At 42.0% G+C, this 25506-nt stretch carries 23 protein-coding genes; 9 read left to right on the plus strand and 14 right to left on the minus strand.

The window, feature by feature from the left end; all coding sequences use genetic code 11:
- Nucleotides 1–36 precede the first annotated feature (36 nt).
- The 5 genes from QWZ17_RS03140 to trpS all read right to left on the minus strand — a co-directional run bounded on the left by QWZ17_RS03140 (nucleotide 37) and on the right by trpS (nucleotide 3949).
- On the minus strand, nucleotides 37–594 hold the full coding sequence (locus QWZ17_RS03140; protein ID WP_290303458.1) for a hypothetical protein: 558 nt from the start codon (nucleotides 592–594) through the stop codon (nucleotides 37–39).
- A gap of 134 nt (nucleotides 595–728) precedes the next feature.
- Nucleotides 729–1463, minus strand: a complete 735-nt coding sequence (gene kdsB / locus QWZ17_RS03145) for a 3-deoxy-manno-octulosonate cytidylyltransferase (RefSeq protein WP_290303459.1) — start codon at nucleotides 1461–1463, stop codon at nucleotides 729–731.
- Complete coding sequence (locus QWZ17_RS03150) at nucleotides 1460–2194, minus strand: hypothetical protein (protein WP_290303460.1); 735 nt, start codon at nucleotides 2192–2194, stop codon at nucleotides 1460–1462. Before QWZ17_RS03150 ends, kdsB begins: the two co-directional genes overlap by 4 nt.
- Nucleotides 2195–2209: 15 nt before the next feature.
- Nucleotides 2210–2824 carry a deoxynucleoside kinase gene (locus QWZ17_RS03155; RefSeq protein WP_290303461.1) on the minus strand — a complete coding sequence of 205 codons (615 nt, stop codon included), beginning with the start codon at nucleotides 2822–2824 and terminating at the stop codon, nucleotides 2210–2212.
- Nucleotides 2825–2953: 129 nt separating this feature from the next.
- A complete protein-coding gene (gene trpS / locus QWZ17_RS03160) occupies nucleotides 2954–3949 on the minus strand; it encodes a tryptophan--tRNA ligase (protein WP_290303462.1) in 996 nt (331 codons plus the stop codon).
- Nucleotides 3950–3989: 40 nt separating this feature from the next.
- Here trpS and QWZ17_RS03165 point away from each other — a divergent pair, with 40 nt between their 5' ends.
- The 3 genes from QWZ17_RS03165 (at nucleotide 3990) to gatC (ending at nucleotide 5902) form a co-directional block, all read left to right on the plus strand.
- Entirely contained in the window at nucleotides 3990–4742 is a 753-nt protein-coding gene (locus QWZ17_RS03165) for a lysophospholipid acyltransferase family protein (protein WP_290303463.1), read from the plus strand.
- Nucleotides 4743–4883: 141 nt separating this feature from the next.
- Nucleotides 4884–5615: a lysophospholipid acyltransferase family protein gene (locus tag QWZ17_RS03170; RefSeq protein ID WP_290303464.1), complete on the plus strand. Its 732-nt coding sequence runs from the start codon at nucleotides 4884–4886 to the stop codon at nucleotides 5613–5615.
- Complete coding sequence (gene gatC, locus QWZ17_RS03175) at nucleotides 5612–5902, plus strand: Asp-tRNA(Asn)/Glu-tRNA(Gln) amidotransferase subunit GatC (RefSeq protein WP_290303465.1); 291 nt, start codon at nucleotides 5612–5614, stop codon at nucleotides 5900–5902. The genes QWZ17_RS03170 and gatC overlap by 4 nt, the downstream gene beginning before the upstream one ends.
- 207 nt (nucleotides 5903–6109) lie before the next feature.
- Here gatC and QWZ17_RS03180 read toward each other — a convergent pair whose 3' ends face one another.
- On the minus strand, nucleotides 6110–6499 hold the full coding sequence (locus QWZ17_RS03180; protein ID WP_290303466.1) for a hypothetical protein: 390 nt from the start codon (nucleotides 6497–6499) through the stop codon (nucleotides 6110–6112).
- Between the two features lie 257 nt (nucleotides 6500–6756).
- On the opposite strand from QWZ17_RS03180, the gene QWZ17_RS03185 reads away from it, so the two are divergent.
- From QWZ17_RS03185 to QWZ17_RS03200, 4 genes are all read left to right on the plus strand, one after another.
- A complete protein-coding gene (locus QWZ17_RS03185) occupies nucleotides 6757–7512 on the plus strand; it encodes an ABC transporter ATP-binding protein (protein ID WP_290303467.1) in 756 nt (251 codons plus the stop codon).
- Nucleotides 7513–7669: 157 nt separating this feature from the next.
- Nucleotides 7670–9040, plus strand: a complete 1371-nt coding sequence (locus QWZ17_RS03190) for an exonuclease domain-containing protein (protein ID WP_290303468.1) — start codon at nucleotides 7670–7672, stop codon at nucleotides 9038–9040.
- Between the two features lie 126 nt (nucleotides 9041–9166).
- Nucleotides 9167–9706, plus strand: a complete 540-nt coding sequence (locus QWZ17_RS03195) for a transposase (RefSeq protein WP_290303470.1) — start codon at nucleotides 9167–9169, stop codon at nucleotides 9704–9706.
- A gap of 166 nt (nucleotides 9707–9872) precedes the next feature.
- On the plus strand, nucleotides 9873–10409 hold the full coding sequence (locus QWZ17_RS03200) for a pyridoxamine 5'-phosphate oxidase family protein (protein ID WP_290303471.1): 537 nt from the start codon (nucleotides 9873–9875) through the stop codon (nucleotides 10407–10409).
- 79 nt (nucleotides 10410–10488) lie between these two features.
- Here the strand turns inward: QWZ17_RS03200 and QWZ17_RS03205 are convergent, their stop codons facing one another.
- From QWZ17_RS03205 to pyrF, 7 genes are all read right to left on the minus strand, one after another.
- Nucleotides 10489–11574 carry an efflux RND transporter periplasmic adaptor subunit gene (locus QWZ17_RS03205; protein ID WP_290303473.1) on the minus strand — a complete coding sequence of 362 codons (1086 nt, stop codon included), beginning with the start codon at nucleotides 11572–11574 and terminating at the stop codon, nucleotides 10489–10491.
- A 4-nt stretch (nucleotides 11575–11578) separates the two neighbouring features.
- The gene (locus QWZ17_RS03210; RefSeq protein ID WP_290303474.1) at nucleotides 11579–14827 is read right to left on the minus strand and encodes an efflux RND transporter permease subunit; all 3249 of its coding nucleotides are present in this window, start codon (nucleotides 14825–14827) and stop codon (nucleotides 11579–11581) included.
- Nucleotides 14828–14839: 12 nt separating this feature from the next.
- Nucleotides 14840–16231, minus strand: coding sequence for a TolC family protein (locus QWZ17_RS03215; RefSeq protein WP_290303475.1), 1392 nt, complete (start codon nucleotides 16229–16231; stop codon nucleotides 14840–14842).
- A 168-nt stretch (nucleotides 16232–16399) separates the two neighbouring features.
- Nucleotides 16400–16792: a hypothetical protein gene (locus tag QWZ17_RS03220; protein ID WP_290303476.1), complete on the minus strand. Its 393-nt coding sequence runs from the start codon at nucleotides 16790–16792 to the stop codon at nucleotides 16400–16402.
- Between the two features lie 106 nt (nucleotides 16793–16898).
- On the minus strand, nucleotides 16899–18872 hold the full coding sequence (locus QWZ17_RS03225; RefSeq protein ID WP_290303477.1) for a S9 family peptidase: 1974 nt from the start codon (nucleotides 18870–18872) through the stop codon (nucleotides 16899–16901).
- Nucleotides 18873–18930: 58 nt separating this feature from the next.
- Nucleotides 18931–20907, minus strand: coding sequence for a S9 family peptidase (locus QWZ17_RS03230; RefSeq protein ID WP_290303478.1), 1977 nt, complete (start codon nucleotides 20905–20907; stop codon nucleotides 18931–18933).
- A gap of 371 nt (nucleotides 20908–21278) precedes the next feature.
- On the minus strand, nucleotides 21279–22109 hold the full coding sequence (gene pyrF, locus QWZ17_RS03235) for an orotidine-5'-phosphate decarboxylase (protein ID WP_290303766.1): 831 nt from the start codon (nucleotides 22107–22109) through the stop codon (nucleotides 21279–21281).
- Nucleotides 22110–22459: 350 nt separating this feature from the next.
- Between pyrF and rho the strand changes: the two genes are divergently transcribed.
- Both rho and QWZ17_RS03245 read left to right on the plus strand, forming a co-directional pair.
- Entirely contained in the window at nucleotides 22460–24091 is a 1632-nt protein-coding gene (gene rho / locus QWZ17_RS03240) for a transcription termination factor Rho (RefSeq protein ID WP_290303479.1), read from the plus strand.
- 90 nt (nucleotides 24092–24181) lie between these two features.
- Entirely contained in the window at nucleotides 24182–24922 is a 741-nt protein-coding gene (locus QWZ17_RS03245) for a CDP-alcohol phosphatidyltransferase family protein (protein ID WP_290303480.1), read from the plus strand.
- A 205-nt stretch (nucleotides 24923–25127) separates the two neighbouring features.
- Here the strand turns inward: QWZ17_RS03245 and QWZ17_RS03250 are convergent, their stop codons facing one another.
- Nucleotides 25128–25505 (minus strand): Hpt domain-containing protein, encoded by a 378-nt coding sequence (locus tag QWZ17_RS03250; protein ID WP_290303481.1) that lies wholly within the window; start codon nucleotides 25503–25505, stop codon nucleotides 25128–25130.
- Nucleotide 25506: the final 1 nt, after the last annotated feature.

The raw sequence follows: 25506 nt of genomic DNA on the forward strand, positions 1-25506 counted from the left end.
TAAAAAAAGTTAGAGTCGTAGGACTTAAAATTATTTTTACTTCGCATCAACGCTTCCACCATTATAAAACCTGATACAATTGGTAACTTTATTTATCGTATAACTACCCTCATTATTTAAAAGATCAGTTGCCTGTTGGTTGTCATTTACCAATTGAGATAACGATGTTTTGTTATCGGCCTTATCATTATATCCAAATACCTGCACAACAGGTTGGTTTCCTTTTATTGCAAATAAGTGAGTGTTTACCTGCTTCCCTACCCGCTCATGAAAAGCAAACAGGTTTATTTTTCCCGAATCTATCAACTGCATGTAAACGGGGGTCAAAGTTGCGGGAATTGTGATAGCCTTAAACAGTTGCTGTTTCCGGGTGTATTTATATTCTTTAATGAATCCTGCATCTCCACGGTGAAAAAGTGTATCTCCCTGTGGTTTGTAATAAACAGATGAGTTTTGAGGTCTTTTAATAATACAGGCTATGGTATCGCCCTGTTTTGTAATCACATAACCTTGCTGTGGCTTTGGCGATAGAAAAGCAATTTCAAACACGAAGAAACCTAAACTTCCTAAAGCTACCAGTATTTTTACCAACATATGCTGCAATTTAAATAGGCGCTAACCGTCTTATAAAATTACACGCCAAATGTATAGCATGTATATACTAATAAACTTCGTTCATCAAAACTTCAGGAAACAAAAATCAAGGGTAATTGCTCTTACTAAACTATCTATTTAAAAAGTTTTAGCTTCTCTAAATCAGCAGGCACATCAACCGAATGGGTTTCTAATTCGGTTTCGGCAACTTTAATACGGTAGCCGTTCTCTATCCACCTTAACTGTTCCAGGCTTTCTGCTTTTTCGAGGCCGGAAATAGGGAGTTTAGTAATTTGCTGCAAAACATCGGCCCGGTAACCGTAAATACCAATGTGTTTAAAATAGGTGTAAAACTCCAGCCAGTTATCTGGCTCCTCTCCGCGGATATGAGGAAGGGTTGCGCGCGAAAAATATACAGCCTCGGATAGTTTATTGATCACTACCTTGGGCGAATTATAGTTAAACAACTCCTCCTGCGTAGTAATCTTTTTAATCAGCGTCGCAATCTGGGTGCTCTCATCATTGAAACAGGCAGCAAGCTTGGTGATCTGTTCCGGGTCAATATACGGTTCATCGCCCTGGATATTGATAATCACGTCGTATTCGGGATGTAAAGAAGCTACCTCGGCACAACGATCTGTTCCGCTTTGATGATCGGCACCGGTCATCAAAGCAACGCCTCTAAAAGCCTGTACATGCGCAAAAATACGCTCATCATCGGTAGCAACAATAACTTCGGCAAGGCTCGCGCATTTCTTAGCCTGCTCGTAAACCCGCTGTATCATGCTTTTACCGGCAATATCAACCAGTGGCTTGCCAGGAAAACGGGAAGACGCATAGCGCGCGGGAATTATACCTAATGTTTTCATTTGATTACGATAGATTTAAAAGCCTGTAATGCCAAATCCTGATCTGATTTAGATAAATCAGCCGCCGACATTTGAAAGTTAAACCTTGAGTTGCGGCTTTTGAAATATACCCCGGTCATTCCTTTTCCTGGTATTTTGGGCCAGATAGTTTTTATGACATATTTTTCGATGGTATCAATTTTAATATTGTGCATTTTTATTACCGTTGGAATCTCTATCGGCACAAAAATGGTGCTATCGTTATAGGTAAGATCGGCTATGTAATCGGCGGTTGCATACTTTACCTTTTGAGAAGGGCTTGGTAAATGGACCAGCGTTTTTGTTTGGTAACTTGGGTCAGCCTCTACATGTACAAGAGTTGAATCAGTTGTTCCTAACTTTTTCATTTGAGTAGTCCGCTCATTTTTAACATTGAAATCGGCGGTGTAAGTAACCCCATCTTTATAAAAATAAGAGCCTTGCTTCCACTCTTCTTGTTCAAGATACTCTTGTTCGGTTAAAATTAAACTATTAGCGTAACCGCTATTGCTCAAATCAAATTGCAAAGTTGATTTTGATGATTTGATAGATATTAATCCTATAAAAGAATCTACGCCTCGTTGTTTAATATATTCCCAGCTTTTAGGAACCGTTATTTTAAATTCATTTAAATCGAGCTGTTTAAAGTCATCTATCATGAAACTACAGCTGAACAATAAAAGGAGTAAAGCCGCCAGATAGATCTTTTTCATCGCCACAAAATGAAGCTAAAACAGTCCGTTAATCTCCCGTTCAATCAACTGAACTATGGTAGCCATATCTTCGGTGTTATTGGCAAAATCGAGGTTATCTTTATCGAGGATAAGCAGTTTACCTAACTTGTAGTTTTTAATCCACTTGTCGTATTTCTCGTTCAGTTTTGAAAGGTAATCCAGGCGGATGCCTATCTCATATTCACGACCACGGCGCTGGATGTTGCTTACTAAGGTTGGTACCGAAGCTTTCAGATAAACCAACAGGTCTGGCGGTTTAATAAACTCAGTGATGTTTTGAAATATCGATTCGTAGTTTTCGTAATCGCGGGTAGTCATCAGGCCCATATCGTGCAGGTTTTCTGCAAAAATGTAGGCATCCTCATAAATGGTACGGTCCTGCAAAATATTTTTACCACTTTTTTGAATGTCGATGATTTGGCGGTAACGGCTATTTAAAAAGTAAATCTGCAGGTTAAAACTCCAGCGTTTCATATCGCTGTAAAAATCTTCCAGGTATGGATTGTTATCTACAGCTTCAAAAAGTGGTTCCCAACCATAATTATGGGCCAGCATTTCTGTCAACGTGGTTTTACCCGCGCCTATATTTCCTACAATAGCTATGTGCATTTTTTAGTTGATAGTTAAATTTGTCTGAATCAGAATTTTCCTAATTTACAGAATTGACAGAATTATAGGAATCTTTTACTATTCAATTCTGAAAATTTTATAATTCTGCAAATTCTGATTCAGATAATTTTAAAATTTCTTAAACCCTATAATTTCTCTTACTTCCCTGATGGTTTTTGATGCACTGGCGCGGGCTTTTTCTTCACCCATCAAGGCAACTTTCCTTAGATAATCAGAGTCGGCCGCAATGGCGTTGATCCTGTCCCGGATTGGTGCTGTGGCGATGATCATATCCTCGGTGAGCTGTTTTTTGAGGTCGCCATAGCGGATAGCCATTTTGTTGTACAGGTCATCAAAATGAGCCAGGGTATCAGCAGATGAAACAACCTTCATCAAATCAAACAGGTTTTGAATTTCCTGTGGTTTGGTTTGGTTTTCAACCGTCGGTCCGCCATCTGTTACCGCGCGCATTACTTTCTTTTTAATGGCTTCGGGCGTATCATTAAGGAAAATGGCATTACCCTCCCCTTCTGATTTTCCCATTTTACCCTTACCATCAAGTCCCGGAATTTTAACCAGGTTGTGGCTATAGTTAAAGGCATAAGGCTCTGGAAAATAATCATGATTATACAACCTGTTGAAACGGTTACCAAAGGTGCGGGCCATCTCCAGGTGTTGTTCCTGATCTTTACCTACAGGCACTTTGGTAGCTTTGTGGATAATAATATCGGCGGCCATCAATACCGGGTAGGTAAGCAAACCGGCGTTAACGTTATCTGGATTGGCACGTACTTTATCTTTAAATGAGGTAGCGCGTTCCAGTTCGCCCAGGTAGGCGTTCATATTTAAATACAGGTACAATTCGGCTATTTCGGGCACATCAGATTGTACATAAATAGTAGCCTTTTCCGGGTCGATACCGGCGGCAAGGTACTCTATCAAAACCTGCTTTACATTACTATGTAAATCGGCAGGTGTTGGGTGGGTGGTTAACGAATGCAAATCGGCAATAAAAAAATAGCAGTTAAATTCTTCCTGCATTTTTATAAAGTTTTGCAACGCCCCGTAATAATTTCCTAAGTGCAAATTTCCGGTCGACCGGATGCCACTAACAACAGTTTCCATAGTGTGGCGAAAGTAAGGATTTTTTCTATTTTTGGTGACGATGAAAATGATATTGAAAAAAGTGCACATCTATTTATATGTGATGAGCGTGGCGCTTTCCTACTTTATATTATGGCCTTTTTTTAAATATTGCTCCATAAAACCAAGCCGTTACAGGGCCATGAACGGCCTGAGACGCATATGGGGATTTCTTAGTTCGGCCTTTGTTGGCATCTTTTATAAATTTCATTACGAGGAACCTGTTGATTGGAGTAAAACTTATATCATTTGCCCCAATCACTCCTCCAACCTCGATATTTCGGCCATGTGTGTGCTGGTGAACAACAATTGCAGTTTTATGGGCAAGCAGGAATTGGAGGACGGCCTGGTTACCGGTTTGTTCTTCCGCTCGGTTGATATCCCGGTTAACCGCGAAAGTAAAATGTCGTCATTCCGGGCTTTTAAAAAAGCTTCCGAAAAATTGCAGGGAGGGATTTCGCTCGTGATATTTCCAGAGGGGATGATCTCCGATAACTATCCGCCCCAATTGTGCGAATTTAAAAATGGACCGTTCCGGTTAGCCATCGAACATAAAATTCCTATCATCCCCGTTACATCGGCCAATACCTGGGAAATTTTGTGGGATACCGGCGTAAAATACGGCAGCCGACCCGGCATTTGCGATTTTTACGTGCACAAACCCATAGATACATCTAACCTGACAATAGCAGATGCTGATGCCCTACGCGACCAGGTTTTTGAAGTTATAGCGCAAAAATTGCAACAAACCGAAAAATTGTATACGATTGCTTAGAAATGCCGGCAACTCATCCGGCCACTATAATTTGCCATTACCATTTCTTAACAGCTTCTTAAGAATATAACTTTAGCTTTGAGTCTTCGGCTTTCAGCTTTAAGCCTCCAGAAACGAGTATTTTTTTTACATTTGGTGAACATGAAATTAATACTGAAAAGAGTCCATACCAATTTTTACAGGTATAATGTAGCTCTCTTTTTCACCCTTTGTTACCCGGTTTTACATATACTTAAGCAAAAGCTTAGCCGTTACCGTTATATTAATGGCGTACGTAAATTCATCATTTTTTTAAGTTCGAGTATAGCGGGGATATTTTACAGCGCAACCTTTGAAGAAACTATTGATTGGAAAAGAACTTATGTAATTTGCGGCAACCACACCTCCAACCTTGATGTATCGGCCCTGAACACCATTCTTAAAAACAATATTTGTTTTATGGGCAAGGAGGAATTGCTCACCAATTATGTAACCGGCTATTTCTTTCGCACTATTGATATTACAGTGAACAGGGAAAGCAAAATGTCGTCCTTCAGGGCCTTCAAAACAGCAGCGGAGCGGATAAAGAATGGTATTAGCGTGGTTATTTTCCCCGAGGCCACCATACCAGAAGCATATCCACCAGAATTACATCCTTTTAAAAACGGGCCATTCAGGCTGGCCATTGAAATGAAAGTACCTATTTTGCCCATCACATCCCTTGATACCTGGAAAGTACTTTGGGACGATGGCAAGGAATTAGGCAGCCGACCAGGAATTTGTGATATATTTGTACACAAGCCTATCGAAACAGCGCATTTAAGCCTTGATGATGCCGATGCCCTGCGCGATGAGGTATTTAATATTATTGATAAAAAACTACGATCGGCATGACCATAGATAAAGATACAGTTGAAAAGGTTGCCCACCTGGCCCGTTTAGAATTGAGCGAAACCGAAAAGGAAAACATGATTGAGGATATGAGCAAAATTCTTGATTTTATGGCCAAGCTTAATGAACTGGACACTACAGGCGTTGAACCACTGGTTTACATGACCGATGGTGCCAATGTTTTACGTGAAGACGTGGTAAAACAACAGATCACTCATGAAGAAGCTTTAAAAAATGCGCCTAAACATGATGAGGATTATTTTTTGGTTGCCAAGGTAATTGAGAAATAGACTTTGAGGACTACTGGACTTTGAGACTTTTGGATAAAAGACATAAGACAAAAAGGTTTTGACTTTTTTATTTTGAATTCCCCCTCAGTAACAATATTAAGCACTTGCAGTTACATGCTTTAATCTCCTGGTTATATAAAGCCACAGAATTTATCACAGGGCGACAGCTATCACTCTGTGATAAAATCATACTAAAACCCCTGTTAATTAATTAAACAAGATATTTTGTGGAGTGCCAAGCGACCCATCAGCACAAACTGGTGTAACACTTATGCGTCCGCCTTTTGGTGTGCCCGAATTACTTGGTATAGTTACAGATGTAGATGTAGTAGTGCCAGAAAACGTTCCGCCTGCCTGGTAGTAGCCGCCATAATTATAATGGTTTGGGCTGCCGCTTGACGACCATGAAAATGAAAAACTGCCGGTTTGGGTAAGGCCGCTTACTACAGATGAGCATGTGGCTTTTTTTGAAACCCTGGCGGCAACCCGTGCTTTGGCAATTGGTGCTTTTTTTGCGTGCGTTTTAACAAGTGTGAATGATAGCAATCCGCTAATAAACAACACGGCTAATAAAGAAAAAATTAAATTCTTTTTCATAATTCATAAGGTTTTTAATGTAAAATAAGATAGGTTTCGATATGGTTATTTAAAGCTATTATTAATATTTAATAAATAAAAATATTTTACAAATAATTAAAAGATATTTTCAAACAGCGTTAGTGGTAACAGTGCTGTAAAATGCTAAGAGTTAAAATCAGCACTAATGAGTAATCTTTTTGAACTTTAATTGCGAAATTTGATTTACCAACCTGTAACAAAGTCACCCCTCTTACAGTCCAAATAAAAAAACACGCATGGAGCCATTGACTAAAGACAAGCCTTTAATTACAATCAAAGAAATAGGACGTAAATACGTAATAGGTGCCGAAGTAATTCACGCGCTTAAATCGGTATCGTTAACTATTAATAAAGGTGAGTTTGTTGCTTTGATGGGACCATCAGGTTCGGGAAAATCTACGCTGATGAATATATTGGGCTGCCTGGATACGCCAAGCAAGGGCGAATATATTTTGAACGGCATCAATGTAAGCCACATGACCGATAGCCAGTTGGCCGAGGTACGTAACTCAGAAATTGGCTTCGTTTTTCAAACTTTTAACTTGTTGCCCCGTAATACCGCCCTTGATAATGTTGCACTGCCCTTAATTTATGCCGGCATCAGCAAAGAGAAACGTACCGAGCGGGCCAATGCCGCACTTAAAAACGTGGGCCTGGAGCACAGGGTTGATCATAAACCTAACGAGTTATCAGGCGGTCAGCGCCAGCGTGTGGCCGTGGCGCGCGCGTTAATCAACAATCCATCTATTATTTTGGCCGATGAGCCTACCGGTAACCTGGATACAAAAACTTCTATAGAAATCATGGGCTTGCTGGAAGACATCCACGCCAAAGGCAACACTATCATATTGGTAACTCACGAAGAAGATATTGCCATGCACGCCCACCGCATAGTACGTATGCGCGACGGCCTGATTGAAAAAGATTATCAAAACGAACACATCCAAAAAGTAGACAGAAGGCTCGCTGCAGAAACAGCTGAAAAAGAGTAATGGACTCTGGGACTTGCTGACTTTTGGACTGGCTGACTCTGGAGTCTTTGGGAAACTTTCGGACTTTCCGTCTCACAGACTTTCGGACTCTTTATCCGTCAAAAACAAAATAAAAAAAACACTAAAATAATTAGCAAAGTTGTATTACATTTGAAATATGTATGCAATTGTTGATATTGAGACTACCGGGGGGCATGCCAGCGCGAATGGCATCACAGAAATTGCTATACGCATTCACGATGGTAAAAAGGTTGTAAAGCGTTACGAAACGCTGGTAAACCCCAATCAGAATATCCCAATCTATATCAGCGCCTTAACGGGTATCACCAACGAGATGGTGCAAAACGCCCCTCCTTTTGAGGATGTGGCAGCTGATATTTATCACCTCATACACGGAAAGATTTTTGTAGCCCATAATGTAAATTTCGACTACTCTTTTGTTCGCTATCATTTGGCCGCTGCCGGATACGATTTACAATGTAATAAACTGTGTACCGTGCGCCTTGGCCGCAAAATTATCCCGGGCTTACCATCATACAGTCTTGGTAGGCTTTGTACGCATTTAGGCATAGGCAATAACAGCCGCCACCGTGCAGCCGGCGATGCCGAAGCTACCGCCGAGTTATTTACGTTGCTATTAAACAGCGATAGCGAAGGCCATATCAAAGCAGCCCTCAAACAAAATTCTAAGGAGCAGGTATTGCCTGCCAACCTTCCCAAAAAAGATGTAGAGCAGTTACCCAATTCGCCGGGTGTATATTATTTTCACGATGATAAGGGTAAGGTAATTTACGTTGGCAAAGCCAAGAGCCTCAAAAAAAGAGTGAGCAGCCATTTTACGGGCAATAATCCCGGTTTTCAGCGTCAGGAATTTCTGCGCAATATCCACCATATCAGTCACCAGGTTTGTGGTACGGAGTTGATTGCTTTTGTGCTGGAAGCTATTGAGATTAAACGTCTTTGGCCCAAATACAACCGCTCATTAAAACGGTTCGACCACGCTTATTGCCTGTACACATATGAGGATCAGCGTGGTTACATTAGGCTGGCGGTTGATAAACGCCGCAAGTTCAGCGATGCCATTTATACCTGCAACTCCCTGCTTGATGGTTATACCCTGCTAAATAAATTGATAGAAACCTTTGAGCTTTGCCCTAAATTTTGCTTTATACAAACCAATAATAACGCTTGCGCCAGCGCAAAAGGCCGTGAATGCGCTTGTGAAGGTGTTGAAAGCGTTGATGAATACAACATCAAAGTGAATAGCGCCATCGACCAATTAAAACTCGCCCTACCCACCTACGCCATCCGCGACGAAGGCCGTAATGGCGATGAGCATAGCTGTATTTTGGTAGAGAAAGGACAGTTTTATGGCATGGGCTATATTTCGCACTACTTTGATGCCGATAACGTTCAGCAGCTCAAAAATTACTTAACGCCCTACCCAGGGAACGATTATATTAAAAACATCGTATCCAGTTACGCTTCACGGTACCCGGATAGAATGGTGGTGTTTGCATCGGCGTAGCTTGATTTCGGATATCAGATGTTCGATTTCGGATTTTGTCTGAACCGGGATTAAGGCCGCTCGCTAACTTACGAAGTTTTAAAAACTTCGTAAGTTTAAAAGTCTCAAACTTTTCAAGTTATCAACGTGAAGATTAACTCTAACACCTGTTATCATCTCTATAACCGCGGTAATAATAAAGATCTCATCTTTTTTGACGATAAAAATTATGGTTACTTCTTAAATCAATTCAAAAAACACGTATTGCCTTTTTGCGAAGTTTTTGCGTACTGTTTGATGCCTAATCATTTTCATTTTTTCATTCGCGTAACTAATAAAGACTTATTTGAAAGAGGCTTAAAAGACTTCTTTATTTCCTTTTCAAAAGCCATCAATAAAAAATATAATCGCGTTGGGAGTTTATTTCAAGGAAGATACAAGGTTTCTGAAATTACATCTAACAGCTACTTTACAAAAATCATTACTTACATCCATCAAAATCCCTTTGTAGCCAAACTGGTTCAAACCTTAGGTGAATACAAATGCTCGTCTTATAACGCTTACTTATCAGACAAAGAAACCGTTTTGAGTAAAAAAGAAGTGTTGGAATGGTTTGGTGGCATAGATGGCTTTCTGAATAATCATAAAATTATAGTAAAGGATGATTCTTTGAACGAGTACCTTTAATCGGTTTACTTTTCAATCCTATAAAAACTTACGAAGTTTTGAAAACTTCGTAAGTTAGGTAGACGACGGCTCTTGACACCAAACTATCCTAAAAGTTAATTTATTTAACACAATAAAGATTTTGATTGGTTATTTCTATAACGTTTACCAATAAAAACTTTAAATAATGGATAGTATTAATCAACAACAACCCGAAGACAATTACCAGGATTTGGGCGGACCGGAAGCTATTGCTAAGCTTAAGGATATGGTGAGCAGCGCCAAAAGCTGTTTCTTTTTAACCAACATCAAAACCGGTATCCCGGCAAATGCGCGGCCGATGTCGGTTCAAAAGGTGGATGATGAAGGCAATATTTGGTTCCTGAGTGCTAATGACAGCCATAAAAATGAAGATTTGGCTAAAGATCCGATGGTACACTTGCTGTTTCAAGGTTCGGCCCATTCAGATTTTCTGAATGTTTATGGTATCGCTACCGTAACTGAAGATAAAGACAAGATCAAGGAACTTTGGGAACCCATATTAAAAGTATGGTTTACCGAGGGCGAAGATGATCCGCGGATTTCTGTGATTAAGGTTGAGCCTACAGAAAGCTATTATTGGGATAATAAACATGGCAATGCCGTTGCATTTGTGAAAATGTTGGCTGGCGCGGCTATCGGCAAAACCTTTGATGATTCTATCGAAGGTAAGATCAGCGTATAAATAACAAGGTAGGGAAGCCCTCACGGGCTATATAAGTAGGCCATGCAGTTTGTGTACTGCATGGCTTTACTTTTAGGTATTATTGAATACTATCCCCCTGCTTCACCTCGTCGGTAGCATGGTTTAAAATTTTGCCGCCGGCTTTTAAATCGCCAAATACTTCGGTCGAATCGTTGCGGGCAAGTCCTTCTTTAACATCCACCAATGCGGCTTTGCCATCGGTAACGGTTATCACGTATTCCCGCTCGGTTGAGCGTACTATGGCACCATTGGGTACAAGCAATGATTTGGCACCTGATAACATCGGAATCTTCACCTCGGCGTACATACCGGGTTTTAAGTTGTCGTTTTGGTTGATAATGTCAATTTCTATGGCTTCAGAACGCATACTACCCAAAGCATTTGCCGAGCGGCTGATCTTTGCCGTTTGCTCAGTGCCGGGCATCGCGTTGTAGGTAAATTTAACAGGTTGGTTTAAATCCACTTTATCAACGTAATCCTCCGGAATGTAAACTTCCAAACGCATTTTGCTGATATCCTGTAAAATCAGCATCGGCTGGTCTGTTCCTTTACCCGGTGCCACCAACGCGCCGGGCGATACATTACGCTGTACGATCATGCCATCGAAGGGGGCGCGAATATTCAAATAATCCTGCATGGTACGCACCGACGCCACGTTTGATTGCTCCGACCGGGCCATGGCTTCATCGGCCTTCATGCGGGCCGACGCATTATCTAAATCAAGCGGGGATACTGAACCCGGTTCTTTTGCAGCTTCTTTTAAACGCTGATATTTTTCTTTACTGGCTACCGCGTTTTCCTGGGCCTGCAAATAACGGGAGTTGGCAGCCTGTAATTGTGATTCCATTTCTGGCGCTTCCAGCGTCATCAATAACTGGCCTTTTTTTACTACCGCTCCCCTATCTACGTATAGCTGCTTTACAAAGCCATTTACTTTAGGAAATATGTTTACCTCGTTAAAAGGCTTCAATTGCCCAGGTAAGCGGGCGCTGCCAGATAGGGAGCGCTCGTTAATAGTGCCTATGTCGGCGTGTTTTTTTGTATTAGTCGTTGCTGTTGCAGTTAGGTCTACCGGTTTTTGATCGCCGGAACAGGCCGCGAAAAGATTAATGCAGCCTATGAATATGATGAGCTTAAGTTTCATTACTTTATATATTTTGAGTTTCAATTTGTTGAGGTTGATTAGTTTGTTGTACACCTTCCATCAGCGATGGCGAGTTGTAAGTAGTTTTGGCTTGTACCCAGGCAAATACCTGCGGCAGTATAAATAAAGCCGCTAAGGTTGAGGCAAATAGTCCCCCTATTACCGCCCTACCAAGCGGAGCGGTTTGCTCACCGGCTTCGCCCATACCCGATGCCATAGGGATCATACCGGCCATCATGGCCAAACTGGTCATTAGGATTGGTCTTAAACGGATAGAGGCGCTGGTTACAGCAGCGCGGGTAGCATCTTTATATTCCAGCCTTAAAGCTTCGGCATTGGTTACAATCAGGATGGCGTTAGCCACGGATACCCCGGTAGACATGATCATGCCCATGTATGATTGCAGATTTAACGTTGAACCGGTAATCAACAAAGCTGTTATCGACCCCAATATTACCGCTGGTACCGTTGATAAAACCGTTAACGACAATTTAAACGATTGATAATTGGCGGCCAGCAATAAAAATATCACCAGGATGGCAAACATCAAACCGTTTTGTAAACTGCTCAGCGTTTCTGTTAATAGGCTCGACATGCCTTTGATATCAGTTATTACACCCTTAGGCGGTGTACCTAATGATTTTACCACCTTTTCAACATCGGCAGTAGCAGTACCCAAATCCTTTTTATAAATATTGGCACTAACTGTTAAGTACCGCCGCGGACCACTCCTATCGTACTCGCCGGGAGCATAGTTTACTTTAAAAACGGCAACGTCGGCCAGGGTTGGTGAACTTTGTCCTTTCAGTAGCGGGATCTCTTTCAATTCGTCCATCGTGTTCATCACATATTCCGGGATTTGAACTTGCACCTGGTAGGTGTAGGCCGATTTTTCATCCAGCCAAAGATTCTTCTCCGTAAATCTGCTTGATGAGGTACTTGCCGTAACCGAACGCGCAACATCCTTAATATTGAGTCCCAACTGAGCAACTTTTAACCTATCAAGCGTGATGGATACGATTGGAAACTTCAATGGCTGATCTATCTGAACATCTCTCAGGTATGGGATCTGCTTCATCTTAGCCAGTATCTTATTACTCTGATCCTGAATTTGCTGCATATTTTTACCGGCAACCTGTACCTGTATAGGCGTTGAAGCTCCCTGGCTCATGATCTTTTCGGTCATATCAATCGGCTCAAACCCGATGCTCATTTCAGGAATTGCCTGTTTGATGTTTTTACGGAGCGCGTCTTTCAACTCATCCATATTCATCTTGTAACCTTCATCAAGGTTTACCTGCAACACGGCTTCGTGGGTACCGGTGTTAAAAACATAAAGGTTACTGCTGCCAAAACTGCTTGGTACCAAACCAATATATCCAGAGGTAATAGCCACGTGATGATCTACCGTTTTATCAATAATGCTCAGCACCTGCTTAAATTTATCTTCGGTACGTTCCAAACGGGTACCCTCGGGTTCTTTAATTCGCATCTGGAACTGGCCATTATTGAGTTTCGGCATCATATCTTTCCCTATCACCACAAAACCAACACCCGCCAATACTATTACTACTACAAGGTAAACAGGTACAATGAGGCGTTTATTAGGCATCCAGCCGCTAATGATCTTCATAAACTTAAGCTTTACATTTTCAAACAGATCGTTTTGTTCCGGATGGATTTTCTCTTCTTTCAGATGCCTGTCAACCTGTTTTTCCTCCTCATTATCTAATGATTCGCCTGCATGGGCATGCACCTGGTCATGATGATAATGCTGATATTGCTCTGCCTTAATCATCCAGTTGCTTAATATAGGCACCAGCGTTTGCGCTATGATGTAAGACACGATCATGGTTAAACCTATTGACATAGATAGCGGCAAAAACATGGCCTTGGGTACGCCATTCATCATAAAAGATGGCGCGAACACAGCCAGGATACATAACAGAATAAGCAACAAAGGGAACGAGATCTCCTCACAGGCATCGTATATAGCCTGTTGTTTAGTTTTACCCATCTCCAGGTGCTGGTGAATGTTTTCAATAGTTACCGTAGCCTGATCGACGAGGATACCTATGGCCAGTGCCAAACCACTTAACGTCATAATGTTGATGGTTTGCCCAAATAAGCTTAGCAACAATACCCCTATCAAAATAGAAACCGGGATAGTGATTACCACAATCAAGCTGCTTCGCCAGTCGCGCAGGAAAAGGAGCACCATTAAACCGGTGAGTATGGCACCCAAGCCACCTTCGGTAATCAAACTTTTTACAGCGTTCACCACAAAAACCGATTGATCAAACGCGTAACTGATTTTTACATCATCGGGCAACAGGTTCTGCATTTCGGGCAGTTTACTTTTCAGGGTTTGTACCACTGTCCAGGTACTGGCATCGGCCGTTTTCACTACGGGGATATATACCGAACGTTTGCCGTTTATGAGCGCGTAATCAACCGTAACATCCGCAGCATCGCTTACACGGGCAATATCCTTCATGTAAATAGGCACGCCGTTTTTTGTGATCACGGGGATACTACCAAAAGTATCGGTGTTTTTGATGAGCGTATTCATGGTGGTTACGTAGATGGTATTATCCAACCGCAAGTTACCCGATGGAGACATTACGTTAAATTTAGATAGCGCCTCAACCACCTCATCGGGTGTTAAATTGTAACTGCGTAGTTTATTAGGATCAACACTTAGGATGATCGATCGGGCGTTTGAACCAAATGGCGGCGGTGCCGATAAACCGGGAATGGTTGAAAACATAGGCCTGATACGGGTAGCGGCCATATCATAAATATCTTTCAAACTCTCGGTTTTACTATCCATCACCAGCTGGCCAACCGGTAGCGATGAAGCATCAAAACGTACCACCTGCGGCGGCAATGCCCCCGGCGGGAAAAAGCTTTGCGCCCGGTTTACCTGCAAGGCAACCTGGGCAGATGCTTCGGCCATGTTGGTACTTTCATAAAACTCCAGCTTTATTAGCGTTAAGCCCTGGATATTTTTACTGCTGATGCCTTTAATACCGTTTACATAAAGGAACTGATCTTGCAAACGGGTACTAAAAAAGCCTTCCATTTGTTGCGGCGACATACCGCCGTATGATTCTATCACATATATAGTTGGCAGATTTAACTGCGGAAAAATATCGATAGGTATATTTATTGCACTGAGCACTGCAAATATCAAAAGGCTCATGGTGATCACTATAGTAGTGATTGGCCTTTTCAGTGCGGAGGTGACCATTGACATATTACGTTATTTTAAAAGGTTTAAAACTGCATTTACCTGGTTATCGGTAACTGCTTTTTGGAACAATGCGCTGGAGTAGGCAAATTTTGCCTGCGCATAATCGGTTTCGGCACGATACAGGATATTAAGGGCTGCATTTAGCTCAATAATATCTGTTAATCCGTTTTTGTACAGCGACAGCTTTTGCCGGTAACCATCATTGGCGGCCTTTAACTGGTTTGGAATTTCTAACAGGCGCTGCTGAGCGGTCTGCATTTCCACATCGGCCTGGTTAGCATTTACAGATAGTAATTGCTTTTGTTCCTGCAGCTTGCGGGCGTTGTAATTCGTGGTCGCCCTTTGCGTGCGAAGCTTTAATTGCCGGCGGCGCAAATCAAACAGGTTGTAGGATATGCCTATCCCTACCAGGTAATTGCTCCTGTCAAACCCCCAGCCTGTAGATAAGCTATTGAAATGATCATTAGCATCTACGCTTGAACCACGGCCCCAAGCGGCGGCCTCTAACATAATTTTGGGGTTATAGCTTTTTTTCACCATATCCTCGCGCTGCAAACTATTCTGGTAAACCGATTGGTAATAGTTGATCAATGGATGTGTAGCCGTATCGGCGCTTAATGTTTGCACGATGGACGGCTGGCCAATCAATTCCTGATCTGATGCCGTATCGGGCACTATAGATTGATAGGGTAACCCACTAATGGCCGATAGCTGCAATTGTGTTTGCTTTACCTGGTTGGCCAGTTCAATATAGTTTAAGCGGGCTTTTGACAGTTCGGCTTCGGCAATGCTGGTATCTACACCGGCCCTTACACCGCTTTTGGCAAGCGATTGCACCGACCGGCGGATCTCGACATTGCGCTGAATATTGCGGGCCTGGATGTTGAGGAAATTTTGCAGCCTTAACAATTGCAAATAATTACCAATGGCATAGGCCTGTAACTGGTATTTTGAATTGGCAAATTGGTTTTGCTCAACCTGTATATCGGAATTGGCAACTTTGTTTTGGGCACCATAAGCGCCAAAATTGTAAACCTCCCAATCCAACGCGGCGATACCCACATTGGCTGATACGGCCGTGGTATTACTTTGGGTACGTACGCCCCTTGAATCGGACGGGATGATACCAAAACCAAAATACGGACCGGCCACATTATTATTGGTACCAATATCGGCCTGGTAATTTAATTTTAAGTTGGGTAACCAACTGCTTCGGGTTTCGGCGGCCTGAGCTTTGCGGATGCCTATTGCTGCGGAATCTGTTATTAATACCGGCGCATTGGCGTTAACCTGGTTAAGCAGGGTTTTGAGCGTAACAGGCGGATTATTTTGTTGTGCAAAAGCATTTACAGCAGTAAACAGGGCTACTACCGCCAATATGCTTCTTTTTAAATTTTGCATAAGAACTTTCGGGAATTGTAATACCGGAAAATCGGGCTTTAATCCGCGTAACTATTTATTGATGAAATAGTAAGACGCGTAAAATCGTCGCGTAAGCCGGTAAATGATTAAAAATTGATATTGCACAAGCACTTAGGCTTATGACTTAACATTTTTAAACAGGAAAAATCAAATCCGGAAAGAGCAGAGGGAGAGGTATGCGTACCGACCATCATCAATCGGAACATTAAAGAGGTATTGCCATGGTTTTAGTTTCCAAACCTGTAAAGCAAAAAAAACGAGGATAAAACTGGTGATAACCGCCCTAAGCAAATCAATCGCCGATTTTTTATCATTGATCACTACTTTATCTGTACGTTGAATAAAATTAAGATGTACAGCGCTAAGCGAAGGATTATCTGAATTTCTTTTAAAGATAGAGTTATGGCTGATGGACGGCGTACCGGTTTGCCCGGTAAGTCTTGGAAGTAAAAAAATGTGCGAAACACCTACAAAAAGATAGCAGCATGCTATAAACAGCACCTGCATTTCCTTAAATATATTCCGTTTTTTATTCAGCACACCTTTGATATTTAGAAGCAAACATCAAAATAAAAAATAAGTTTTTGTGCAAAAGTATTGTTGCAAAAGAATTTCTTCATTATTTCTACATGATAGCTTACCAATGCTATTTCAAATACTTATCATACCATTCAATATAGCGCTGTAATCTATCCACCTGGTAACTTGGCACGGTAATGCCATGAAACTGACCGGGATAAAGCACCATTTGTGTAGGTACGCCCTGCGATTTAAGCGCCTGGTACATTTGCTCGCCCCCGCCCGTAGGTACGTTAAAATCCTTTAAGCCCGACATGAACTGGGTTGGGGTTTTGATTTTATCGGCATGAAAAAATGGGTACGAAAGTTTGATGTACTTTTCAGGGTTTTTCCAAGGGAAGCCCAGTTCGTTATCATATTGAACAACCCATTGATCGCTGCCGTAAACACCCAGCTGAAAAGCACTGCCCGCGCCGCTCGAAGCTGCTTTAAAACGAGGATCTGTGGCTATGGTATAGTCTGTTAAAATACCGCCATAGCTCCAGCCACCTATGCCAAGGTGGTCGCGGTCGGCTACGCCAAATTTAATCATCTCGTCAACCGCGCCTAAAAGATCCTGTACTTCTTTGTTGCCCCAATCGGCATAAATAGCTTTGGTATACTCCAACCCGCGGCCTGTGCTGCCGCGATAATTAACCGCGGCTACCGCATAGCCCTCCGAAGCCAGTGTTTGGCGAATCATATCAAACTCAAACTCGTCCTGATCTGTCGGACCGCCATGGATATACAGGATGAAAGGCATCTTTTTAGTTACCACGCTATCCGGCGTATACAAGATACCCGATACCAGCGTACCATCGGCACTAAACGACTGGAAGCCTTTCACATAAGCCAGCTTAACCTTACTTAACCATTTATCCTGGTGAAAAGTAAGTCGCCTTATTTTTCCGGCTTCGATAGCTACCAGTTCATGCGGCATGTACGGGGTGGTCATTTTGGCTATCCATACGCCGGGGGTACTTCCTATCAAACTTTCAAAGCTACATTCGCCTTTATAAACCGTAGTTGATTTTTTTAGCAGCAGATTGTATTGCGCTACATACCTCACACGGTCGTTACTTACCAGGTATACAATATTTTTGCTATCCCGACTCCATGCGTGGTTACTTACCGGTCTGTCAAGTGCTTCTGTAAGTACCCGGTTATTTTTGCCGTCGGCATCCATTATACACAATAAATCGTGCTGATAGATGTAATAATTGGCATCGCTGGTGGAGCGCAGATAGGCAATGTGTTTGCCATCGGGGCTCCAAAGCGGCTGAATATCATGGCCGGTAAATGTGGTCAACTGTTTAATCTCGCCGTCGTCCTTTGCCTCAACCGTAAAAATATCGGTGTTTTCGTTTTTATCCGGGTCGATGGTATGGTTACTCACAAAGGCTATCGTTTTACCATCCGGGCTCCATATCGGCGAATCATCATCCCTATCACCACTGGTTAAGGTATCCAGTTTTTTGCTCTCAACATCGTACAAGTACAAATGCGAATGCCGGTGCTGCAAGTAGCCTTCAATGTCCTGTTTAAAATGGTAACGATCTATTTTTATGGGTGGGATGGTTTTAGGCTCCTTACCATCATGCTCAGGATCTTTAATAACCAAAACCAGTTTTTTTGTATCCGGCGACCACGCGTAATCTTCCAGCTCGCCTTTTTTAATATCGGTTAGCTTATGCCCTTCGCCTCCGCGACGATCCATCAACCAAAACTGGCCCCCGTTTTTGGAATCGCGTTCGCTGATAAAAGATATATTTTTACCATCCGGCGTCCATTTTGGGGATGATGCAGGCTCATCTCCGTAAGTAAGTTGAATAGATTGCTTACCATCAAAACTCTGCATCCAAAGGTGCGATACCCGGTTGTCTTTTGCAGTATCAACTTCCGATAGCTCATAAACCAGCCACTTACCATCTGGCGATAAGGCAGGGCTTTGCAATGTGGGGATATTATTAACGTCGGTAGGTTTAAGCGGTCGTTTAGCTGTTTGAGCTGATACTCCCGCAAAAGCGAAAACAGAAACGATAAACAGTATATTTTTATTCATGGTGATGATGGAACACTTTATAAGTAAATTAATAAAAACCTCATGTGAGGTTGGCTACCTATTTCTTCAAATACTTATCATACCATTCCACGTAGCGTTGCAGCCTATCAACCTGGTAACTCGGCTTGCTGATACCGTGAAATGAATTTGGGTATAAGATCAATTCAGTTGGTATCCCCTGCGACCGTAGCGCCTGGTACATCTGTTCGCTACCAATGGTAGGCACATTAAAATCCTTCAAACCAGACATATACAATACCGGCGTTTTTATTTTATCAGCATGAAAAAACGGGTACGATAAGGCTATCCATTTATCAGCATTTTTCCAGGGTACGCCTAATTCGTTTTCATATTGCAGGGCATATTGGTCGCTGCCATACATAGATAACTGTAAAGCGCTGCCCGCGCCGCTTGCCGCCGCCTTAAAACGGGTATCTGTAGCAATGGTATAATCGGTAAGGATGCCTCCGTAGCTCCAGCCTCCAATACCTAAACGGTTAGGATCGGCTATGCCTAATTTTTCGAGCTGATCAACAGCGCCTAACAGGTCTTTTACTTCTTTGTTACCCCAGTCGGCAAAAATGGCTTTGCAATAATCCAATCCGCGACCAGTGCTTCCTCTGTAATTAACAGCGGCCACCGCAAAACCTGCACTGGCCAACACCTGCCTTGTGGCATCAAAAGAAAACTCATCCTGCCCAACCGGACCGCCATGGATAAACAAAATGAAAGGTAGTTTTTTTGAGTTGCTATCCGGCGTTAACACAATGCCATTCACCAAAGTACCATCCACACTGGTTGATTGAAAGCCCTCCACATGGGCAAGGTTAACCGTATTTAACCAGGCCTGCTGATGAAAAGTTAAGCGGCGTAATTTGCTACCCTCCAGGGCGAATAACTCCGCCGGTGTGTAAGGATCACTTTTTTGCACTACCAGGCTGCCATTTAGGCTTTCATTTATATCGGTAACGCTGTACTCGCCCTTGGCTATGGTAGTTATTTTACCGTTGTTTATGTTTACGCTGGCTACGTAGCGCTCCCTATCGTCGGCCACTAAAAAGAAAATATTTTTATTGTCCTTGGCCCAAACAGGATCGCCAACCGGACGGTCAAGCTGTTGGGTTAAAATCTTTTTGCCAGAGCCTAATACGTCGGTGATGCAAAGCAAATTTTCGTCATACATCATATAATCCGCATCGCTGGTTGAACGTAAATAAGCTATATACCTGCCATCGGGGCTCCACTGCGGGTTACGGTCGGGTCCCTTCCAGCTGGTAATTTGCAACATAGTAGCGTTGGGGTGGGCATCAATGGTAAAAATATCGGTGTTCTCGTTCTTATCAGGATCGGCAGACCGGTTACTCACAAAAGCAATGGTTTTACCATCTGGCGACCACACCGGCGACTCTTCATCTTTATCGCCTTTAGTTAAGGTATCCAGCTTTTTGGTTTCTAAATCAAACAGGTACAAATGCTGATGCAGGTGTTGCAGGTATCCTTCAATATCCTGTTTAAAATGATAGCGGTCAATAACAATTGGTTTGGGTGTTTTTGGCTCTTCCTTTCCTTTGTTTTCGGGGTCGCCTATCACCATAACTATTTTTTTGCTATCGGGCGACCATGCGTAATCGCCCAAATCGCCTTTAATATCGGTGAGTTTAACGCCCTCGCCTCCCCTACGGTCGATGAGCCAGATTTGCCCACCGTTTTTTGAATCGCGTGAGGAAACAAAAGAAAGATATTTACCATCCGGCGACCATCTTGGCGACGACGCGGCCTCGGCACCATGCGTCAACTCTAATGACTCTTTACCATCCCAGCTTTGCATCCACAGGTGCGATACCCGCTTATCCTTAGCAGTGTCCACTTCAGATACGCTGTAAGCCACCCATTTACCATCCGGCGAAAGCTGCGGATCGCTCACGGTAGGTATCCGGTTAATATCTGATGGTTTTAAAGGCTTTTTTTCCTGCGCGGTGGCACAAAAAGAAACTGAAGATAAAAGGGCAATGGAAAAAAGTAGGGTTCTTTTCATATCGTCAACTTATGAGGCTGTAAGTTATGAAAAGTACCCTATTTTATTTCGGATTTGGGAATTTCGATTTCGGATTTACAAAGGGATGATAGTTTGAGGGGGATTTGTCTGAACCGGGATTAAACAGATTTTTCAGATTAAAATGATTTTTATTGTCTGAACCGGTATTTTTAGAATTTTTCTGAACCGGAATTTTAAGATCAAGGGATTAACAGGATTCTTTGAAATCGCATGCAAATCAAATCCTACCAATCTGAAAAATCTGTTTAATCCCAGTTCAGACAAAAATCATTTTCAAATCTTCAAATACTCAAATTAAAGCATCATCTGCACATCAAAAAATCTTGATACTTGATACTTACTACTTGATACTAAATCACCCCTGCCTTTTCCAGTTCTGCCTGCATTTGTTGTTGCAGGCTTAGGGCTTCGGCGCGGGCGGCTTCGGCAAAGTTTTCGTCGTTGCCCGCATAGATGATTGAACGGGACGCGTTTACAATAAGGCCGCAATCTTTGGTGATACCGTATTTACATACTTCTTCCAGGCTACCACCTTGTGCACCTACACCTGGTACCAACAGGAAGTTATCGGGCGCGTATTGACGAATGTTGGTAAACTCGGTGCTTTTGGTGGCTCCTACTACGTACATAATTCTATCTGCACCGGCCCAGGTATTGGCCTTTTTAATTACGGTTTCATATAAATAACCATCGCCGGTTTGCAAGTATTGAAAATCTTTACTGCCTACAGATGATGTTAGGGCCAAAATGATCACCCATTTATCCTCATAAGCCAGGTATGGGGTTACACTATCGTTACCCATATATGGTGTAATGGTGATAGCGTCAAAGCTCATGCCCGAAGCTTCTTCGTTAAAAAAGGCCTGGGCGTATTTATCAGATGTGTTACCAATATCGCCTCTTTTGGCATCTATTATATTTAAGGTATCCGTTGGTAAATATTTCCAGGTATCTATAAGGCTTTGCAGGCCTTTTATACCGCGGGCTTCGTAAAAAGCAGCGTTGGGCTTATAGGATACGCACAAATCTTTAGTGGCATCAATAATGCGTTTATTAAACTCAAAAATAGGATCGGGATATTCTTTTAAAAATTCGGGAATCTTATTTATATCAGTATCCAGACCTACACATAAAAAGGATTTTTTTTGTTTGATCTGCTCTATTAGCTGCGCGCGGGATATCATGGAAAGACGTTATTAAATATTCTGATTGTCAAAAAAACTAAAAATTTAGCTTAAAGGCCACAACAAAGCAGATATTTATTTAATTAATTTGAAATAAAGAAATATTTGTTTACAATTGCATCGTTTTCCTTTGAATTTTTCTTGCACTAAAGAAACAATTTAAATCCCCACGATATTTATTAGTAAATGCTTTGACTGGGTTTTGATGTTTATTTAATCAATGTTTCAAGATCAATTTCTTATAATAATGCCCCTGTGTATAAAAAAGCAAATACATATAGTGCCATTGTTACCGTTTGAAAACTAATTACAATATTAAAAATCCCTTTTGAACTATAATTCATATCATGTCTGATAAAATCGAATTGAACGACAAACTCGTATCAGAGTTGCGCGAAATTGCAAAAAATTTAGGTATTGGTGAGGCCGACGAACTACGCAAAGCGCCCCTGATAGCCCGTATTGTTGAACAACAAGAATTGATTGAAGCCGCAAGGGCGCAGCAAAACATTGTTGAACAAAATTATGCTCCCATTACACCAGAACCCGCAGATGCAGGTGCCGAAAAAGCCCGCAAACGTACACGCGTGTTAAAGCCAAAAACACAACCGCGCGTTGAAGTTCCGTTAGATGATACCAACCTGTTTGACCAGGAAGAAGATGATCAGCAAAATAACGAAGACGCTCAAAACGATATACCTGCCCCTGTTGCTGCCGAAGTATCAGACAACCAGCCAGGCGAAGCAGCTCCAAAAACAGAAAGTCCGGTAGCTGAAGGCCGCCCTCAAAAATTTGACAGGCGCGCCAATGGCAACAACAACCAAAACCAGCAAAAAAGCCAGGAACCGGCCATCAACCTTGATTTTGATAATGTTATAGTAAACGAAGGCGTATTAGAAATTATGCCAGATGGTTATGGTTTTTTAAGATCATCAGATTATAACTACCTTACGTCTCCCGATGATATTTATGTATCACAATCGCAAATAAAACTTTTTGGTTTAAAAACCGGTGACACTGTTCGCGGTAGCATCCGTCCGCCAAAAGAGGGCGAAAAATATTTTCCTTTGGTACGTGTTGAAGCCATTAACGGCCGTATCCCTGCCGAAGTGCGTGACCGCGTTCCGTTTGATCACTTAACGCCGCTTTTCCCATCAGAAAAACTAAGCCTCTTTACAGATCCGGGTAACTATTCAACCCGTATCATGGATTTGTTTTCACCTATTGGTAAAGGTCAGCGTGGTTTAATTGTAGCCCAGCCTAAAACTGGTAAAACCATGTTATTAAAGGATGTGGCCAACGCTATCGCTAAAAATCACCCGGAAGTATACCTTATTATATTACTGATTGACGAGCGCCCGGAAGAGGTTACCGATATGGCCCGCAGCGTACGCGCCGAAGTAGTATCATCAACATTTGATGAGCCTGCAGAGCGCCACGTAAAAATTGCCAACATTGTGTTAGAAAAAGCAAAACGTATGGTTGAGTGCGGTCATGATGTGGTGATCCTGTTAGATTCTATTACCCGTTTAGCCCGTGCTTACAACACCGTTGCGCCTGCATCCGGCAAAATATTATCTGGTGGTGTTGATGCTAACGCTTTACACAAACCAAAACGCTTTTTTGGCGCGGCCCGTAACATTGAGGATGGCGGTTCGTTAACTATCATCGCTACAGCGCTTACAGAAACCGGTTCAAAAATGGACGAGGTTATTTTTGAAGAGTTTAAAGGTACCGGTAACATGGAGTTACAGTTGGATCGTAAACTTTCAAACAAACGTATTTTCCCTGCTATTGATATCACCGCTTCAAGCACCCGTCGTGACGATTTATTGCTTGATCGTGAAACCCTGCAACGCATCTGGATTTTACGTAACCACCTGGCTGATATGAACTCACAAGAATCTATGGAGTTTTTACAAGCCCAGATCCGCGGTACAAAAACCAACGAAGAATTCCTGATCTCGATGAATTCGTAATATTTTGGTGATAATGAAGTTATATTTAATGTTAATATTATTTGTAACTTCATTATTACTTAATAAAATCTTGATAACTTCATGCCCGAAATGAGGAGACGAGTTAGAAAACACCTGCCGAATGCCATAACCTGTGCAAACCTGTTCAGTGGTTGTATTGGTATTGTCTTTGCGTTTCAGGGTAATTTATTGATATCATCATACGCTATTTTTTTAGCGGCTATTTTCGATTTTTTTGATGGCTTCGCATCACGTGTACTTAACTCCTACTCTTTTATAGGTAAAGACCTGGATTCGTTGGCAGATATGGTGAGTTTTGGCTTTTTGCCATCGGCTATATTATATGAGTTGCTGTTGAAAGCTCCTCAAATAAACCACGTAAGTGAGTACCTGAACTACCTGGCCTTTTCTATAACCGTATTTTCGGCATTACGATTAGCTAAGTTTAATAACGACACCCGTCAATCTGATAGTTTTATAGGTTTACCAACGCCGGCTAATGCTATCTTCATTGCATCGTTGCCTTTAATAGTTGAACAGTACGAAGTTTTGGCGAGGTTTATTTTAAACCCCTACACGCTAACAGCATTAATTATTGTGATGTGTACGCTACTGGTATCAGAAATTCCATTAATGTCGCTTAAGTTCAAAAACCGCGACTTTAATAAAAACTTTTTTCGCTATTTATTGCTCCTTTTTTCTGCAATACTCATCCTGTTTTTCAAATTTGTAGCAGTACCGGTGGTGATATTTATCTATATCACGCTATCCTTAATTCAAACCAGGATAGGCAGCGATCCTATTATGAGTGGTCATCAGAAAGAGAACTAACGGTTTTAGGGTAAAGGCAAAAGGTTTTTTTTGGGGTGATATAAAATATAAAAAGGCTATCCATTTGGATGGCCTTTTCTTTTACACCTTTATTCAAGATTTTATGTGCGGATGCGTCTAACAAAAAAGGTCGCATCTTTCGACACGACCTACAATATCTTTAAACTCAAGGCAAACCTTTCGCCTTTACCCTTTTACCTTAAAACTAAAGGCTTGCTTCTTTTTCGGCTTTAATTTGTTGTAAGGTGATCAGGTTGGCCTCAACAGTTGATTTTACCTGCGCAAACTTCGCGAATATTTGTGTTGGGTTTTCGCCGCCTGCTTTACATGCCAATTCTACCTCTTGTATAGTAGCCTGGCTTATAGGCATACCAAAAAAACCAAGGTTGGGTTTTAATTTATGCGATGCCTTACCGGCTTCGGCCCACTCACCGGCATCAAGCGCGTTACTGATGGTGCTAAGTAACTGGGGAGTCTGCTCCAGGAACATCCCTATCGATTCAACAATAAATTCGTCGCTGCCATCGGCAATCTCATATAAGAAGGAAAGATCAAAGTCTTGCTCGGGTGAAATATCTGACATA

Source organism: Mucilaginibacter flavus, from assembly GCF_030409315.1.
GTDB lineage: Bacteria > Bacteroidota > Bacteroidia > Sphingobacteriales > Sphingobacteriaceae > Mucilaginibacter > Mucilaginibacter flavus.

What these genes read in the sequence shown, in the direction of transcription:
- QWZ17_RS03190 (WP_290303468.1), top strand. Translation starts at nt 7,670, where the DNA reads ATGTATGCAATTGTTGATATTGAGACTACCGGGGGGCATGCCAGCGCG.
- QWZ17_RS03215 (WP_290303475.1), bottom strand. Translation starts at nt 16,231, where the DNA reads ATGCAAAATTTAAAAAGAAGCATATTGGCGGTAGTAGCCCTGTTTACT.
- QWZ17_RS03250 (WP_290303481.1), bottom strand. Translation starts at nt 25,505, where the DNA reads ATGTCAGATATTTCACCCGAGCAAGACTTTGATCTTTCCTTCTTATAT.
- QWZ17_RS03210 (WP_290303474.1), bottom strand. Translation starts at nt 14,827, where the DNA reads ATGGTCACCTCCGCACTGAAAAGGCCAATCACTACTATAGTGATCACC.
- QWZ17_RS03165 (WP_290303463.1), top strand. Translation starts at nt 3,990, where the DNA reads ATGAAAATGATATTGAAAAAAGTGCACATCTATTTATATGTGATGAGC.
- QWZ17_RS03140 (WP_290303458.1), bottom strand. Translation starts at nt 594, where the DNA reads ATGTTGGTAAAAATACTGGTAGCTTTAGGAAGTTTAGGTTTCTTCGTG.
- QWZ17_RS03185 (WP_290303467.1), top strand. Translation starts at nt 6,757, where the DNA reads ATGGAGCCATTGACTAAAGACAAGCCTTTAATTACAATCAAAGAAATA.
- QWZ17_RS03245 (WP_290303480.1), top strand. Translation starts at nt 24,182, where the DNA reads ATGAGGAGACGAGTTAGAAAACACCTGCCGAATGCCATAACCTGTGCA.
- QWZ17_RS03155 (WP_290303461.1), bottom strand. Translation starts at nt 2,824, where the DNA reads ATGCACATAGCTATTGTAGGAAATATAGGCGCGGGTAAAACCACGTTG.
- kdsB (WP_290303459.1), bottom strand. Translation starts at nt 1,463, where the DNA reads ATGAAAACATTAGGTATAATTCCCGCGCGCTATGCGTCTTCCCGTTTT.
- QWZ17_RS03200 (WP_290303471.1), top strand. Translation starts at nt 9,873, where the DNA reads ATGGATAGTATTAATCAACAACAACCCGAAGACAATTACCAGGATTTG.
- QWZ17_RS03150 (WP_290303460.1), bottom strand. Translation starts at nt 2,194, where the DNA reads ATGAAAAAGATCTATCTGGCGGCTTTACTCCTTTTATTGTTCAGCTGT.
- QWZ17_RS03205 (WP_290303473.1), bottom strand. Translation starts at nt 11,574, where the DNA reads ATGAAACTTAAGCTCATCATATTCATAGGCTGCATTAATCTTTTCGCG.
- rho (WP_290303479.1), top strand. Translation starts at nt 22,460, where the DNA reads ATGTCTGATAAAATCGAATTGAACGACAAACTCGTATCAGAGTTGCGC.
- gatC (WP_290303465.1), top strand. Translation starts at nt 5,612, where the DNA reads ATGACCATAGATAAAGATACAGTTGAAAAGGTTGCCCACCTGGCCCGT.
- trpS (WP_290303462.1), bottom strand. Translation starts at nt 3,949, where the DNA reads ATGGAAACTGTTGTTAGTGGCATCCGGTCGACCGGAAATTTGCACTTA.
- QWZ17_RS03230 (WP_290303478.1), bottom strand. Translation starts at nt 20,907, where the DNA reads ATGAAAAGAACCCTACTTTTTTCCATTGCCCTTTTATCTTCAGTTTCT.
- QWZ17_RS03170 (WP_290303464.1), top strand. Translation starts at nt 4,884, where the DNA reads ATGAAATTAATACTGAAAAGAGTCCATACCAATTTTTACAGGTATAAT.
- QWZ17_RS03180 (WP_290303466.1), bottom strand. Translation starts at nt 6,499, where the DNA reads ATGAAAAAGAATTTAATTTTTTCTTTATTAGCCGTGTTGTTTATTAGC.
- QWZ17_RS03225 (WP_290303477.1), bottom strand. Translation starts at nt 18,872, where the DNA reads ATGAATAAAAATATACTGTTTATCGTTTCTGTTTTCGCTTTTGCGGGA.